This is a genomic window from Gracilibacillus sp. JCM 18966, from assembly GCF_055392695.1.
Map to the genome: position 1 here is coordinate 2,220,484 of NZ_AP043883.1, position 15,935 is coordinate 2,236,418.

General features: G+C 36.1%; 17 protein-coding genes. 8 read left to right on the forward strand and 9 right to left on the reverse strand.

What is annotated here, in order from left to right; translation table 11 throughout:
- The first annotated feature begins 202 nt into the window (after positions 1–202).
- Entirely contained in the window at positions 203–1,318 is a 1,116-nt protein-coding gene (ald, locus tag ACZ5N5_RS10650) for an alanine dehydrogenase (protein ID WP_464372451.1), read from the forward strand.
- Between the two features lie 61 nt (positions 1,319–1,379).
- Here the strand turns inward: ald and ACZ5N5_RS10655 are convergent, their stop codons facing one another.
- The 5 genes from ACZ5N5_RS10655 to ACZ5N5_RS10675 all read right to left on the reverse strand — a co-directional run bounded on the left by ACZ5N5_RS10655 (position 1,380) and on the right by ACZ5N5_RS10675 (position 4,694).
- Positions 1,380–1,625: a YuzB family protein gene (locus ACZ5N5_RS10655; protein WP_054787375.1), complete on the reverse strand. Its 246-nt coding sequence runs from the start codon at positions 1,623–1,625 to the stop codon at positions 1,380–1,382.
- 109 nt (positions 1,626–1,734) lie between these two features.
- Positions 1,735–2,424, reverse strand: coding sequence for an LrgB family protein (locus ACZ5N5_RS10660; RefSeq protein ID WP_054787303.1), 690 nt, complete (start codon positions 2,422–2,424; stop codon positions 1,735–1,737).
- Entirely contained in the window at positions 2,417–2,785 is a 369-nt protein-coding gene (locus ACZ5N5_RS10665) for a CidA/LrgA family protein (RefSeq protein WP_054861557.1), read from the reverse strand. The genes ACZ5N5_RS10660 and ACZ5N5_RS10665 overlap by 8 nt, the downstream gene beginning before the upstream one ends.
- Before the next feature lie 76 nt (positions 2,786–2,861).
- Positions 2,862–3,413: a GNAT family N-acetyltransferase gene (locus ACZ5N5_RS10670; protein ID WP_054861558.1), complete on the reverse strand. Its 552-nt coding sequence runs from the start codon at positions 3,411–3,413 to the stop codon at positions 2,862–2,864.
- A 381-nt stretch (positions 3,414–3,794) separates the two neighbouring features.
- Entirely contained in the window at positions 3,795–4,694 is a 900-nt protein-coding gene (locus tag ACZ5N5_RS10675; RefSeq protein WP_464372452.1) for a TIGR01777 family oxidoreductase, read from the reverse strand.
- Positions 4,695–4,815: 121 nt separating this feature from the next.
- Here ACZ5N5_RS10675 and recX point away from each other — a divergent pair, with 121 nt between their 5' ends.
- The gene (gene recX / locus ACZ5N5_RS10680) at positions 4,816–5,634 is read left to right on the forward strand and encodes a recombination regulator RecX (protein WP_054861465.1); all 819 of its coding nucleotides are present in this window, start codon (positions 4,816–4,818) and stop codon (positions 5,632–5,634) included.
- 63 nt (positions 5,635–5,697) lie between these two features.
- Here recX and ACZ5N5_RS10685 read toward each other — a convergent pair whose 3' ends face one another.
- Entirely contained in the window at positions 5,698–6,489 is a 792-nt protein-coding gene (locus tag ACZ5N5_RS10685; RefSeq protein ID WP_054787309.1) for an HAD family hydrolase, read from the reverse strand.
- A gap of 131 nt (positions 6,490–6,620) precedes the next feature.
- On the opposite strand from ACZ5N5_RS10685, the gene ACZ5N5_RS10690 reads away from it, so the two are divergent.
- Positions 6,621–6,956, forward strand: a complete 336-nt coding sequence (locus ACZ5N5_RS10690; RefSeq protein ID WP_054787310.1) for a YfhH family protein — start codon at positions 6,621–6,623, stop codon at positions 6,954–6,956.
- Between the two features lie 56 nt (positions 6,957–7,012).
- Here ACZ5N5_RS10690 and ACZ5N5_RS10695 read toward each other — a convergent pair whose 3' ends face one another.
- Entirely contained in the window at positions 7,013–8,008 is a 996-nt protein-coding gene (locus ACZ5N5_RS10695; RefSeq protein ID WP_277678161.1) for a metal-dependent hydrolase, read from the reverse strand.
- 81 nt (positions 8,009–8,089) lie between these two features.
- On the opposite strand from ACZ5N5_RS10695, the gene mutY reads away from it, so the two are divergent.
- From mutY to ACZ5N5_RS10715, 4 genes are all read left to right on the forward strand, one after another.
- Positions 8,090–9,172 carry an A/G-specific adenine glycosylase gene (mutY, locus tag ACZ5N5_RS10700; protein ID WP_277678160.1) on the forward strand — a complete coding sequence of 361 codons (1,083 nt, stop codon included), beginning with the start codon at positions 8,090–8,092 and terminating at the stop codon, positions 9,170–9,172.
- Positions 9,173–9,273: 101 nt separating this feature from the next.
- Complete coding sequence (locus ACZ5N5_RS10705; protein WP_054787376.1) at positions 9,274–9,456, forward strand: gamma-type small acid-soluble spore protein; 183 nt, start codon at positions 9,274–9,276, stop codon at positions 9,454–9,456.
- 210 nt (positions 9,457–9,666) lie between these two features.
- The gene (gene ntdP, locus ACZ5N5_RS10710; RefSeq protein ID WP_109985567.1) at positions 9,667–10,197 is read left to right on the forward strand and encodes a nucleoside tri-diphosphate phosphatase; all 531 of its coding nucleotides are present in this window, start codon (positions 9,667–9,669) and stop codon (positions 10,195–10,197) included.
- A gap of 34 nt (positions 10,198–10,231) precedes the next feature.
- Positions 10,232–11,989 (forward strand): ABC transporter ATP-binding protein, encoded by a 1,758-nt coding sequence (locus ACZ5N5_RS10715; protein WP_277678159.1) that lies wholly within the window; start codon positions 10,232–10,234, stop codon positions 11,987–11,989.
- Between the two features lie 45 nt (positions 11,990–12,034).
- Here ACZ5N5_RS10715 and ACZ5N5_RS10720 read toward each other — a convergent pair whose 3' ends face one another.
- Positions 12,035–13,117 carry an FUSC family protein gene (locus ACZ5N5_RS10720; protein ID WP_277678158.1) on the reverse strand — a complete coding sequence of 361 codons (1,083 nt, stop codon included), beginning with the start codon at positions 13,115–13,117 and terminating at the stop codon, positions 12,035–12,037.
- Positions 13,118–13,378: 261 nt separating this feature from the next.
- Between ACZ5N5_RS10720 and ACZ5N5_RS10725 the strand changes: the two genes are divergently transcribed.
- Positions 13,379–14,539 carry an MFS transporter gene (locus ACZ5N5_RS10725; RefSeq protein WP_464372453.1) on the forward strand — a complete coding sequence of 387 codons (1,161 nt, stop codon included), beginning with the start codon at positions 13,379–13,381 and terminating at the stop codon, positions 14,537–14,539.
- A gap of 34 nt (positions 14,540–14,573) precedes the next feature.
- Here the strand turns inward: ACZ5N5_RS10725 and ACZ5N5_RS10730 are convergent, their stop codons facing one another.
- The gene (locus tag ACZ5N5_RS10730; RefSeq protein WP_109985563.1) at positions 14,574–15,863 is read right to left on the reverse strand and encodes a glutamate-1-semialdehyde 2,1-aminomutase; all 1,290 of its coding nucleotides are present in this window, start codon (positions 15,861–15,863) and stop codon (positions 14,574–14,576) included.
- Positions 15,864–15,935: the final 72 nt, after the last annotated feature.

Below are 15,935 nucleotides of genomic sequence, written 5' to 3' on the forward strand. Positions count from 1 at the left end.
AAGAATAGTCGCCAAACGGTATGAGTTACAAGATAAAAGGCAATATCTTGGTAATGTCACAATTACATTGCACGATAACCAAAAAAAATAATATCAGGTTGAATACCACTGTAACTTTTTGTATTAAAACAATACAAAAAAGGGAAAACGAATAATAAGAATTTTTCATAACATACTAGCAAATAGAAGGTAGGTGAACTGGATGAAAATAGGGGTACCAAAAGAAATGAAAAGTAATGAGAATCGGGTAGCTATGACACCAGCAGGAGTGCTGACACTAACCCAAGCTGGCCATGAGGTGAAGGTGGAAACAGGTGCTGGTGTAGGCAGTGCTATTTCGGATCATGCCTATGAAGAAGCTGGGGCAGTAATTGTACAAACGGCAAGAGAAGCTTGGTCACAGGAACTAGTAGTAAAGGTCAAAGAGCCTCAGCCAGAGGAATTTGTCTTTTTTAGAGAAGGCTTAATTTTATTTACTTATCTACATCTTGCTGCAGAACCAAAGGTAGCTGATGCACTTATTGAAAATAAAGTAACTGGAATCGCGTATGAAACGATTCAAGCTAGAAGTGGAGGCTTACCACTCTTAGTACCAATGAGTGAAATTGCTGGGAGAATGTCTATCCAGGCAGGTGTGCGGTTTTTAGAAAAGGTTCATGGTGGTAAAGGTGTGTTAGTTGGCGGTGTCCCAGGAGTATCCCCAGCGAATGTTGTCATTATAGGTGGGGGAATTGTTGGAACAAATGCTGCACGAATGGCAATTGGATTGGGAGCTAATGTTACGCTATTAGATATAAATATACAAAGGCTGCGAGAATTAGAGGATCTATTCCAAGGTAAAATAAGGACACTTGCTTCTAATGAATACAATATTAACGAACAAATAAAAACAGCAGATTTACTAATTGGTGCTGTGTTAATCCCAGGTGCAAAAGCGCCAAAACTGGTAACAGAAAAAATGATTAAAACAATGGAAGAAGGCTCGGTAGTTGTCGATGTAGCCGTTGATCAAGGAGGAACGATCGAAACGATTGATCGTGTTACTACCCATGATAATCCTATATATGTGAAGCATGGAGTTACTCATTATGCAGTTGCCAATATCCCAGGAGCAGTACCGAAGACAGCAACCTATGCACTAACAAATGTTACCATCCCATATATCGTGCGCCTAGCAAATCTTGGCTTACAGGGGTATGTGAGGAAAGACCCAGCATTTGCTAAAGGTTTGAACACCCATCAAGGAAAGATTGTCCATGAAGCAGTTGCGAAGGGGTTAGACAAACGATTTATAGAGCTTTCGACAATATTTGAATAAAAAAAAGGGCTTATTGTCAGTGCAAGCCCAACTGGATTGCACTTCACTTTAGCCCTTTTTTCTATTTATAGAATGCCAGCTCTTCTTCAATCGCTGCTTTTATTTTTTCTAATGTTTCCTCCGGTGTTTTCCCGTGTACCCTTTTACCATTTACCATAGCGTATGGCTTGAGACGACACAATCCACAAAAATTCAAACAGTCATGTATTAGTACAGCAACCTCCGGATATTCAGATTCAATAATTTCTTCTATATCAAAGGTAGTTATTAAATTACTATCACAAACATCTACCACCACGATTCCTATTTTGATCACCTTCCTTGCCTGCTTACGACTTCCTAGGATCGCTTTTTAAATGAATGCCATCTGCCCTATTTTGTCATTTATCAGAAAAATTATGAATGCTATTATAGCATTATAAGAGCCATTGTAAAAGAAATGGGGCTATGATTGATACAGTTATGGCAGTTATTGTCATCGCCAATGCACTAATAGCACCCTCAAGCTCTCCAAGTTCTAAAGCTTTTGCTGTTCCAATTGCATGAGAAGCTGTGCCAATACCTAACCCTCGTGCAACGGGATGGTCAATACGGAAAATCCTTAACATAAGTGGTGCAAACATTGCCCCACCAATACCTGCAATCATTACACCGATAGCAGCAATAGTCATGTTGCCACCAACTGAATCTGCAATACTTAGAGCTACAGGTGTTGTCACAGATTTAGGAGCAATAGATTGTATGATTACCTCCTCAAAGGAAAACCATTTAGCAAAAACAATTCCACTGGTAACTCCAATGATTGAGCCAATTGCAACACCAATGAAAATGGTTGTGGCATATTTCTTAACTAAATGTCGTTGCCGGTAAAGAGGTAATGCTAAGGCAACGACAAGGGGGCCTAGAAAATGATCTAACCATTGTCCACCTATCATGTACGTTTGATAAGGTATGTCGAAAATGATGAGTAGCAAAACAAAGAAAAGGGATGTGATAAAAATAGGCAATGTGAATGGTGTCGGAATTATGTGATACAATTTTTTACTAAGATAGAAAATAAGCACTGTTAGTATGATGAACAATATTCCAAGTATTAGTCTACTCATAGGATTCAACTCTTTTATGAAGAATTTTCTGAGAAATAATTGCTGTAATAACAGTTACGATTAACGTACTCACGAATGCTATTGGTAGGATTAAAATCCCTTTACCATTTAAAAAATCAAGGTATTCCACTATTCCTACTGTTACGGGAACAAAAAAGATCGGCATATCCTTTAGTAAGAGGTCAATTCCTTTTTCTATCCAATGAACTCTAATTGCTTTTACTTGTAGCAAAAGAAAAAATAGTAGCATGCCAATGATGCTACCAGGAATCAACAAAGAGAAAAGATCTTGAATCCACTCTCCAATATAATAAAATAAAAACAGCATACTGATTTGCGCTGGAACCAGTATATATTTCATCCTGATAAATCCTCCAAATAAAATAATGAAAAATCACTATCTTATCGTAGCACTTTATCCAATCGATGACAAAAAATTAGATTGCTTCTTCGCCCTCCTTTGCTGTTTCCGAATGGTGCAAATAATTCGCTTTCGTGATCACAAATAAGTCATAAATTGGATGATCCATTTCAGAGTGGTTAATTTGTTGGAAAATCTCTGGATAAGTAACATTTGCATATATGACAAAAGGCACCTTCAAAATGGCCTTCATTGAACGGATATTAGATTTACGGATTTTTATAAAAATCGCCTCAATCTCTTGTTGGTAAAAAAGCTCTTCAAAAAATGCGTCTTTTGCTAATTGGTTATATCCCTTTCCAAAATAAGGCTTGCCGATCCACGTCGCTAAAAATCCTGTATTATTCTGAATATCAAACAAGTTTATTGTTCCAATTGGGTTGTAGTAATCATCTAGAATAGTACGAGAAATTAATTCTCCGTTCTCCTCTGCTTCCATTGTCTTTTTGGTTAAAAAATAAAATTCATCTGTGGAATATGCCTTTTGTCTTACATATGGAAAAACCTCTGGGTGCTTCAATAATTCATATAGGGCTGGCACGTCTTGTAAATCTCTCTTTTTTAACATAAAAAATCCCTCCTATTCGATGGAGGGTGTGATGAAAAAGGCAGCTTTGCCCTATAGTGTGTCTCATCCACCCTCGAATTTTTATCAAAAAGCCACAAAAATTCGGGGTGGGAATCGAACCCACTAGAACCAATATCTCAGTATTGGTGGCGCACCATTTGCCTTCCCTTATATGTCATCAAATAACAAAATGAAATTACTAAAAAACTCATTATTATCTTACACAACAATCACTGCAATTGTAAATAGTTTTTTTGTAAAAAAAACAAAAAAATTCTTTGTAATAAGAAGTAATATTAAGGAAAGTTTATAAAATATACATTTAGTTAATGTAAATGCCAAAATATTCAGTTATTTGCTTTAATATGACCAATAATTAAACTATTTAAGTAAATCTTCTAGTGCTTTTTCGATATGAGAATATTGGAACGAGTAACCACTCTTTATTGCTTTTTCAGGAAGAACCTTTTGCCCTGATTCTACAAGTATACTCATTTCACCTAGTAGGGTCTTTATGGCAACTCTTGGAACTGGTAACCAGTTAGGCTTATGAAGTGTTTGAGCAATAACTTCTGCCATTTTGCTATTTTTTATAGGACTTGGTGCGGTCATATGAAAGGCTTGATCAATCGTAGGATGATCTAATGAAAATAAAATCATTCCAATGACATCCGTGATATGAATCCATGATACCCACTGCTCGCCTGAGCCAATTTTGCCCCCAACATACCATTTGAATGGCATTGTCATTAAAGGCAAGGCACCTTCCGTCCCTAAAATGACACCAAACCTTGCAATAACCGTACGTACACCATAAGTATTCGCTTCTAGGGCGGTTTTTTCCCAAGCTTCTGTTACTTCTGCTAAAAAATCATTTCTTGATTCCTTTCTTGATTCTGTAAATGTTTCTGTAAGAGAAGTACCAAAATAGCCGACTGCAGAGGCATTGATTAGCACAGCAGGTTTATATTTCATTTCTTTTATCATATCGATGATTGCATAGGTAGCTTTGATTCTACTTTGATAAATACGATCCTTCTTTGATTTAGTCCAATATCCAAAAAGGGACTCCCCTGCCAAATTTATGATGGCATCCAATGGTGGTAATTGAGCAATGGGATTTAGATTCTCATTTAACCAACCGATATAGGTTATTTTTTGCTTATTCCTATGTTTATTGGGATGCCGAGTTAGGATAAATACCTCGTCTCCACGATCAATTAAATGCTTGGTAAGATGTTGACCAACAAATCCTGTACCACCAGCTATCGCTATTTTCATCGTCTCACTCTCCTATTTTTGTTTTTCAATAGTAAACGACTGTAAGAAAAATCTAAGAATCCCCCCCCTTTGAAGAACGTGTGTTTGTGTGATAAAATGGTAGGGAAACGAGGTGAGTGTTTTGCCAACCATTTCAAAAATTACCGTTCAAAAGAAACAAAAGTATCGATATAATATTTTTTTAAAGGAAAATGACAAGGAATATTATGCATTTAGTGTGGATGAAGATTTACTAATTTCTTATCATCTCCGAAAAGGTATGGAATTAACCAAGGGACTGATCGATCAAATTCAAGAGAAAGATGCCTCCTATAAAGTGTATACCCTATCTATACGTTTCTTAAGTTACCGAATGCGATCTGAGCAAGAATTAATAGAATATTTACAAAAAAAAGACATAGAAATCACATACATCAAGGAAGTTGTCCAAAGATTAAAACGGGAGAGTTTACTAGATGATTTAGCATTTAGTGAAGCATTCGTTCGAACCAGAATCCAAACAACATCAAAAGGTCCTATATTAGTTAGGAAGGAGTTAAAGGACAAAGGTGTGGAAGCAGCTATCATTGATAGAGCCTTAGAGCTTTATACGTATGATAAGCAATTTGAGAAAACGAAACGATTAATTGAGAAAAAAATGACTAATTCGTCTAAGAAATCTTTCAAGCAACAATTGAATGCCGTTAAACAAAACATTCTTCAAAAAGGCTTTACGCTTGAATTAATTCATGACGTTTTGCAGGAAATAGACTTAGGAGAAGACGCCGAAGCAGAATATCAAGCAGTTGTTTATCAAGGTCAAAAAATACAAACCAAGTATCAAAAGAAAGATACAGGTTATAAGCTAAAACAAAAAGTAAAAGCAGCTTTATACAGAAAAGGCTTTGATGGAGAATCCATTCAACGATTTATAGATGAATATATGGAGGAAGACTTATAAGGAAGAGCACGACTCCTTAGCTCTAATTACAAGCTATAGTGTTTGGATTCGTGCTTCTTTCACTTAATTACTCACAAGGCTTGTGATTTGTTCGATTGCTTCATATACATCATCGACGATGTGTTTTGCTTTAGCCTGTACTTCAATCGGTGCTGATGACATACAGAAGCTATTTGGTGTCATTTCAAACATTGGAATATCATTATAAGCATCACCAATAACGGCTATTTCCGAAGGTTTAATATGTAAATGCTTGGCTAATCGCTTTAATCCATCTGCTTTACTTACACCCTTTGGTACGATATCCAAACAATTCGGGTCAGAAATATAGGATTCGATACTTATTCCGAAGAGGTTCTTTATTTCTTCTTCAATAGATACTAACTGTTTGTTTTCTCCTAACAACATATACTTACTGGGATTAATTTCTGTTCCATACTTATCGATGAAATCAATCCCTTCTATTAATGGGAAATAAAGAAAATTCTCCATCGCTTTTAATTCCTCTGTTCTCTTCGAAATATAGATCTCATCCTTTGTAGAAATACAAACAAGATGTGAGTAGCTTGTAATATGCTCATGCAACTTGTAGCTCATTTCTAAATCAAATGTTCTCTGGTGGATAAAATCATGGGAATCAGACAAAACAAATGCGCCATTTTGACTTACTCTATGGGCATTTTTCTTAATTTCTTTACAAATTTCAAGGATGTCTCGATCTAACCTCCCAGTAGCAATAGCAAAGTCGATCTCAGTTTTTGATAAGCTATGTATAGCTTCAATATCCTTATTTTTAATTGTGTTTCCAGACTTTAATAACGTTCCGTCCAAATCTGTTGCAAATAATTTAATCATGAAGAAAACTCTCCCTTCTGCCCCTAGTATACTTCTTTTTCAATAGAAGTTCTAACAGTAAGGATATGTTACTTCCATTCACCTTTTGGATCATGCTACAATAAGAGTAATATTAAATGGTGGTGCGTAAAATGGAGAGAAGATATAGTTCCTATACTGTAGAGGAATTAAGAAAAGAAATGGCAAATCTTAAGGAAAAAGTACAAAAGGCTGAACAGCTTGGTAATATAAGTGAATATGAAATATTAGAACGGAAATTACAAATGGCAGCGGCCTATCTTGTCAATCCGGCTGATTTTAAAAAAGGCGATAAATATGAGCTTGCGAAAGACCCAGGGCATCAATTTCAAATTACCTATATTAATGGCGTATTTGCTTGGGGACACCGCATTAATCTATTGGGACAACACTTGGAACAAGAAGAAGCAGTGCCGTTATCTATTCTTGGCGATAAAATAGAAGGGTGATTATGACACTCCATAATCCTAAATTAAAGGAGCTGACTCAAAAATTGTCAGCTCCTTTAAAAAGTCGAGGAAACCTGTTTATCCACATTTAATTTACTTTGTAGTTTTTCCTCTGAAAAAATCCAGCCTGTATAAGAATTCATTATTCGCTGATTATCGTCGATTTGTACTACAGCGACAAATGGATAATGACCAGCTGTTCGATAACGTAGATCGATAAAACGAATTTCACTGAAGTCATCATACATGTTCCATTCCCAGCGATAAATCGGGGAGAAGGAAAGAAAAGCAGCGATATTTTTATCCTTTTTCGCAATCTCGAATAACCTATTATCTGGTACAGGCATCTTATCAAATTGGTCATTTACGACAATGTGTCCATCTTCTACTTGACCAACATAGTAAAAGTCTTTCGTAGTGATGGCAATTCGCCATATATTTTGCTTCGTTGTCGGTGAAGTAGCAATTTTTTCGGTATGGTCAAAGTGTTCGTAAATCAATTTAACAATTTCTCTCTTGTCCATATATCTTTTAATGTAATACAATAATATAATAAAATAGATGGCAAGCCATGTGTAGCCTGGAGTGGCACCTAATATCCATGCAATAATCCCAATAACATGAAGACTAAAAATATAGGGATCAAAGGTGCTAATAAAACCGTGAGCTACCCATTTTTTTGTGAATGGGCGATAGGCTTGTGTGCCATATGCGTTAAAAATATCAACAAAAACATGCAGAATTACTGCAAGAGATGTCCATAACCAAAGATGTAAAAAATTCACCTCGGGTAAGAAAAGGTAGATTATAGAAGAAATAGCGATTCCCCAAAAGATTACTAATGGAATCGAATGAGTAATACCTCTGTGATGTCTTAAATAGGTGGCATTATTTCGTAATTTCAAGATTGTATCAAAATCAGGTGCATGGGAGCCGACTATGGTACCAACCATAACAGCTGTAAATAGTGCAGAGTCCTGTTGTACAACTGGATCTAAAGTGGCAATACCACCAAGAGCAATGCCCATTGTGATATGTGTTGCAGTATCCATTCTTAGTTGCCCCCTATAAAAAATTATCTAACTCGAATAACACTTTTTCTAACAACATTGTAACATGAAGGATGAATTATTGTGAAAAATAATCATGATCATATAGCCATTACTATTAATATACCCCAATTTCGTAAAGATTTAATCGATTGGTTTGAAAAAGAACAAAGAAATCTTCCTTGGCGCAAAAATCAAGATCCATATCGAGTATGGGTGTCAGAAATTATGCTACAACAAACAAAAGTGGATACCGTTATTCCATATTTTAATCAGTTCACTAAATCTTTTCCTACATTATCTGCCTTAGCAGAAGCAGATGAACAAGAAGTATTAAAGGCATGGGAAGGATTAGGGTATTATTCTCGAGTCAGAAATTTGCAAACAGCGGTACGGGAGGTAGTCGAAAATTATGATGCTAAGGTGCCAGATGACGTGGAGTCACTTGGGAATCTAAAAGGAGTTGGTCCATATACAAGAGGTGCCATACTAAGTATTGCGTATAATAAACCAGAACCAGCGGTTGATGGAAACGTAATGCGTGTATTGTCAAGAATATTATTGATTGAGGAAGATATTGCTAAGGCCAAAACAAGGAAAATTTTTGAACAAGCTGTCCGTGAACTGATATCAGAGGAAAATCCATCTTATTTTAATCAGGGATTAATGGAGCTTGGTGCACTCATATGTACACCGAGAAAGCCAAGCTGCATGCTTTGTCCTGTTCAAGATCATTGCACCGCATTTGCAAAAGGTGTAGAGCAATCATTACCAATAAAATCAAAAAAAACAAAACAGAAAATAGAGGACCACTTTACATTAGTGATCGAAGATGAAACTGAAAAGGTTATGTTAGAACAAAGACCAGATACTGGGTTGCTCGCTCAAATGTGGCAATTTCCAATGGTAAGCAAAAAGGAAGTAAGCGAGTCATTGCTTCAAACCTATATAAAGGAAAAGTTTGAAATAGATGTAATTCAATTAGAAAAATTAAAGCCAGTTAAGCATGTTTTTTCCCATATTACATGGAATATGGATGTTTGGCGAATAAAAGGAGTAGGCCAACCAAAAGGATTGATGCTGCCTCTAGATGAAGTAACACAATATCCGATGCCTGTTTCACATCAAAAGGTATTATCTCAAATACAAGAATATAACGGTAATTAAGCCATCGCGTGGCCGAATTGATTTAACCATTTTTTTCTATTTATAATTCGTGGATAAAAAGTTTTTAGGTGGGTAAATTAATGGTCGTGGAGGTGATTATGATGGCTAAACAACCAAACAAAGCTAACCAAGCACAAGCAAGCAAAACAAATGCTCAAGAGGTTAAGCGCCAAAACCAACAAGCTGCTCAAGGTCAAGGACAATTTGGTACTGAGTTCGCTAGCGAAACAAATGCTCAAGAAGTAAGAGCACAAAACAGAAAGTCTGAAAGCAACAAAAAATAACATTTAAATCAAAGGCTTAGATCATTCTCACAATGATCTAAGCTTTTTCTATATATAGGGATATTTACTTATTTTTACATAGATATATTCGGTTCATTCTAGTTGTATTATTTTATTTTATAAAATTTTATCGTTATAATAAAGGATGACCTAAAAGACGCATCTTAAGATGTAAATAAAAATAAAAAAATTATAGGAAGGAAGATACGTATGGATGGCCTTGAACCAGGTAGAAACATTCAAATACAGAGCTATAAACATAATGGTCAGCTCCATCGTATCTGGGATACAACGACCATATTGAAGGGAACGAACAATCGCGTAATTGGGGCAAATGATAAAACCCTTGTGACAGAAAGTGATGGTAGAACATGGATTACAAGAGAACCAGCAATATGTTTCTTTCATGTGAAATATTGGTTTAATATAATCGGAATGTTACGTAATGATGGCATTCATTACTATTGTAATATTAGTTCACCGTTTGTTTTTGAGGATGGCGCTGTTAAATATATCGATTATGATTTGGATGTTAAAGTATTTCCAGATATGACTTATACCCTTTTGGATGAGGATGAATATGAGCTGCACAAGGAACAGATGAATTATCCCAAAGTATTAGACAAAATATTAAAAAATAATGTAGAGCACTTATTACATTGGATTAGACAGAGGAAAGGACCATTTTCACCTGAGTTTGTAGATCAGTGGTATGAGCTTTTTTTGACCTATCGATCTTAAAACTTACACTAACATAGAGAAAGGTGAATATCATTTGGATAGTATTAGAAGATATATAAAATATGTTGTACCATACAAATGGAAAATTTTATTAACGATATTTATCGGGATCATTAAATTTGGGATCCCTTTATTAATTCCATTAATTGTTAAATATGTCATTGACAACATTATCGGTTCTGAAACAATGAGCTCCAATGAAAAATTAACAGAATTAGCTTGGCTCATGGGTGTAGCTGGATTTGTTTTTGTTGTGCTACGTCCACCAGTTGAATATTACCGCCAATATTTGGCCCAATGGACTGGAAATAAAATCCTATACGATATCCGTGAGAGATTATTTGATCATATCCAACGCTTAAGTATGCAGTTTTACGCAAGGACGAAAACCGGTGAAATCATTTCACGTGTTGTTCATGATGTGGAACAAACGAAAAATTTCGTAATGACTGGACTTATGAATGTTTGGCTGGACATGGTTACCATCTTAATTGCGATCGGAATTATGCTTTATCTTGATGTTTGGTTAACGATTGTGGCCATTGCATTATTTCCTTTATACGGAATATCAGTAAAAATATTTTATGGAAAGCTTCGAGAATTAACAAGAAAAAGGTCACAAGCATTGGCGCAAGTACAGGGACATCTACATGAACGCGTTCAAGGGATTCCTGTTACAAGAAGCTTTGCATTAGAGGAATATGAACAGGGGCAATTCGATAAACAGAATAAAAATTTCTTAGATAGAGCGATTGATCATACGGCGTGGAATGCGAAGACATTTTCGGTGATGAATACGATCACGGATCTTGCTCCATTATTAGTAATTGGCTTTGCCGGATATTTTGCTATAACCTCTGGATTAACGGTTGGAACAATTGCTGCTTTCGTAGGCTATATGGATCTTGTATACAACCCTTTACGACGCCTTATTAGTTCATCAACAGTACTAGTGCAATCCATTGCTTCTATGGATCGGGTCTTTGAATTTATTGACGAAAAATACGATATTAAAGATTCACCAAATGCACAAAATTTAGAAAAAGTAGAAGGCGAAATTGAATTTGATCATGTTTCTTTTCGCTATGACGAGGAAGAGGAACTGGTATTACAGGATATTTCCTTAAAAGCGAAAAAAGGGGAAACCATTGCATTAGTAGGGATGAGTGGTGGTGGAAAATCTACCATTATTAGCCTGATACCTAGATTTTATGATGTAACGAGTGGTCAGATTTTACTCGATGGAACGGATATTCGTGACGTTAAGGTTCGATCATTGAGAGACAAGATTGGTATGGTGTTACAGGATAATATTCTCTTTAGTGAATCAATTGCTGCGAATATTCGCATGGGAAACCCTGATGCCACAGACGAAGAAGTAATAGAAGCTGCTAAAGCGGCAAATGCACATACATTTATTAGTGAATTATCAAATGGGTATGATACTCTAGTTGGCGAGCGTGGAGTGAAATTGTCAGGAGGGCAAAAGCAACGAGTCGCTATTGCACGTATTTTCTTGAAGAATCCACCATTATTGATATTAGATGAAGCAACTTCTGCATTAGATTTGGAGAGCGAAAGCTTAATACAGGGAGCATTAGAGAAACTAGCCTCTGATCGCACAACGTTTATAGTAGCACATCGATTGTCAACCATTACTCATGCTGATCGTATTATTTTAATTGAAAATGGTCTTATTAAAGAGGAAGGAAATCACCAGAAATTAATGCAAAAGCGAGGAAGCTATTATAACCTCTATCAAATCCAGGAATTAGATGAACAAAATAATTGAACCAAATGAAGCCCTTACTATACAGCTCTAGTAGGGGCTTTTAATTTAAGGTAATATTCGTTTTTTCTTTTCCTCTATTTCGATTACCATACCTTGATGAAACTTTTGGTAGCTGTAAAGCAATGTTTGCAGATGAAGAATTTCTTTATGATATTCCATTAAACGAGCGGCTAATGGGAGTAGGGACAATGGATCTTCTTCATCCTTTTCATAAAGTTGAAACAATTGATCTACAACGTGAGGAATGTTTGGTGTTGTAATCTCCTGCACCAATTTTGTTTGGTTTCTTCTAATTCTTCCCATAGCACTTAATAATAATCTCTCATGAGAATAAATAATTTTATCTAACTCCTTCACAAGTACACCTTGGAATTCCTTTGGTATTGTTTCAATCTTGTTGTCATATTGGTGAAACGTTTCTAATGTTTCGAGAGATTTTTTGGATGTGATAATCATTTGCTTAAAAACCGCTAGTCTACGCATTTTAGGGATTCGGTTTTTTTTACGGTAAATTCTCTCCTCGCTAAACAATAAATAAGTATTGTCAATAAGCTTGATTTCCCTTTGTAGCTTTTCTACTTCCACCTTCAATGCTGGCTCATCGGAAAGGTGTCTTGTCGAAATACGAAGCCATTGTAAAATCTCCGTTGTTACTCGGTTAATATGTTTAAATAATTTTTGCTCATAATTAGGTGGTAAAAAAACCATATTTACGATAAATGCTGAAACAATTCCTAAGCTTAACGAAAAAAATCGCAATCCTGCGAAATGTAGGAGCAACATTTCAGTCGTTTCCATAATCGCAAGTATGGCAATAATAGCAAGCGCGATTGTGTTTTCATTCATTTTTAGATATAGACATATTCCAATAACGATAATAGTTGTAAATCCAATAACAATAGGATCATTCCCTATCGTAAAAACAACAATTGCTGCAATACTGACTCCAATTAAATTTGCATAAATTTGTTCAAACATCGTCTGGAAGGAGCGGTAAATGTTTGGTTGGATCGCAAATGCTGCTGCAATTCCAACATAAGTTGGTGATGGAATTCCGATTAGATTGGCAACATATAAAGCTACAGCTACAGCAATACCTGTTTTTAACATCCGTGCCCCGAGCTTCATATAAATGTTCCTCCCAACTTTTAGTTCGTTTTAAAATTAGTTGCAAAAGACGTACCCACAACCTCTTTTGTAGATATACTGCACTTTTTTCACAAGTATACCACCGATAATGGAATGAAAAAACTTCAGAGCATAGAAAGGGTATGAAAATTTTAAATCAGAGAAGAATAGGAAGAAGGTCAACTATAAAGTATACATGAGAAGGAGTAGCATGATGGAAGGCAAAAAAAGGATTTATTCGCTCTAGCATCCATTCCACTAATGATGACATTAGGAAATTCTATGTTAATACCTGTATTACCCATAATCGAGAAAGAAATAAACATTACATCCTTTCAATCCAGTTTAATCATTACTGTCTATTCCGTTGTAGCAATTATATTAATTCCTTTAGCTGGCTACTTATCCGACAAAATAGGCAGGAAGAAAGTAATCATTCCTAGCTTATTATTGACAGGAATTGGCGGATTGATTGCTGCGTTTGCAGCATGGAGTATGGATGAGCCCTATTTTCTTATATTAGTTGGGCGTTTTTTACAGGGGGTGGGGGCATCAGGTGCGTTCCCAGTAGTTATCCCAACAGTTGGTGATTTATTCAAGGATGAAGAAGAGGTCAGTACTGGACTTGGCTTAATTGAGACATCGAATACGTTTGGAAAGGTTTTAAGTCCCATTATAGGTGCCGCTTTAGCTATAGCGATCTGGTATTTACCATTTATTTTTATTCCGATATTCTCGGCAATCTCCATTATATTAGTACTATTTATGGTGAAAACACCGAAAAAAGAACAAGAATCAAATCAAACATTTTCTGAGTTTTTAGGATCTCTAAAAAAAGTCTTTCATTATAACGGCAAATGGCTTATGACAACATTTATTATTGGGAGTATCAATATGTTCGTTTTATTTGGGTTTTTGTTTCATTTGTCAACATTACTTGAGGACAGATACTTAATAGATGGTGTGAGAAAGGGGCTTTATCTTGCCATTCCGCTTTTGTTTCTTTGTCTTGCCTCATATGGTGCCGGAAAAAAAATAGGGAAAAACAAAATAATGATGAAATGGTTAATCGCAATCGGTAATATTATTGCTGCTTGTGCCTTATTTTTTGTGAAGAGTGATGCAAGTATTGTTAGTGTTCTTTTCTTATTAACAATAGCAGGTGTTGGTATTGGTGTGTCATTACCTTGTCTAGATGCCCTTATTACAGAAGGAGTAGAAAAAGATGTTAGGGGGACGATTACCTCATTATATAGCAGTATGCGTTTTTTAGGTGTAGCGGCAGGTCCACCTATCATTGCCATTATTATGGAGAATAACTTGTCGGTTTTATATTGGTTTTTAGCAGCACTAAGCATCGTAGCCTTTCTTATTACTTTGTTTTTAATCAAACCAAGTCAAAAAGTGCAACCATCTCTTTAACAAAGGAAATCCGGACTAAAACTCCGGGTTTCCTTTAACTCATCTTCTGAAATGCTGTGTCAATACAACGAATGGTTTCTAATATATCAGCTTCTGTGTGGGCAATCGTTAAAAACCACGCTTCGTATTTTGATGGAGCCAAGTTAATACCTTGTTCTAGCATTAATTTAAAAAATTGACCGAATTTCTCTCCATCCGTTGCCTCTGCCTGAGCATAATTGGTCACTTTTTCCTTTCCGAAATAAAGGGTTAGTGCACCTTTTAATCGATTTACTGTAATATCAATGCCATATTTTTGAGCAGCTTTGTTCATTCCGTCTTCGAGTATCGCTCCTAAGTAATCAAGGCGATCATATAACCCTTTTTCACTTAAAACCTCTAAACAAGCAATTCCAGCTGATATGGATGCAGGATTACCTGCCATTGTTCCAGCTTGATAGGCTGGTCCTAATGGTGCCACCTGTTCCATTATTTCTTTTTTTCCACCATATGCACCAATTGGTAATCCACCACCGATTATTTTTCCCAGTGCTGTCATGTCTGGTTCGACTCCTACTAATTTTTGCGCAGAACCATATGTAAAACGGAAGGCCGTTATTACTTCATCATAGATAACAAGAGAACCATTTTGGTGCGCGAGCTGATTTACTTTTTCTAAAAAACCAGGGTGGGGTTCCACAATGCCGAAATTACCGACAATTGGCTCAACTAAAACAGCAGCTACTTGGTCGCCCCAATGATGGAGAGCTTCTTGAAAAGCTTCCATATCATTAAAAGGAACAGTAATGACTTCCTTTGCGGTTGCTTCTGTTACTCCAGCTGAATCGGGGTTTCCTAATGTAGATGGACCTGAACCCGCTTGGACAAGTACCGCATCAAAATGTCCATGGTAACAGCCAGCAAATTTAATTATTTTTTCACGATTTGTATAAGCTCTTGCAACTCGAATTGTTGTCATCACAGCCTCTGTTCCTGAATTGACAAAGCGAACCTTATCCATTGAAGGAATAGCAGCTTTTAGTTTTTGAGCAAAAATGTTTTCCAATTTTGTAGGGGTACCAAATAGCACGCCATTTTCTGCTGCCTTTTGAATAGCATTCGTAATATGTGGATGGGCATGACCAGTAATAATAGGCCCATATGCGCCGAGATAATCAATGTATTGATTACCGTCAACATCCCAAAAATAAGCCCCCTTTGCACGCTCCATATATACGGGAGATCCTCCACCAACTCCTTTATATGCTCGAGATGGTGAATTTACTCCACCTACTATATGTTTCTGTGCTTCTTTATGTAAAGCTTCTGAATTAGTAAACTGCATAATAAATCCCTCCATGAAAGAAAATGCATGATTAATTATAGCACTAACTACCATGAAGGGAAAAATAATCTG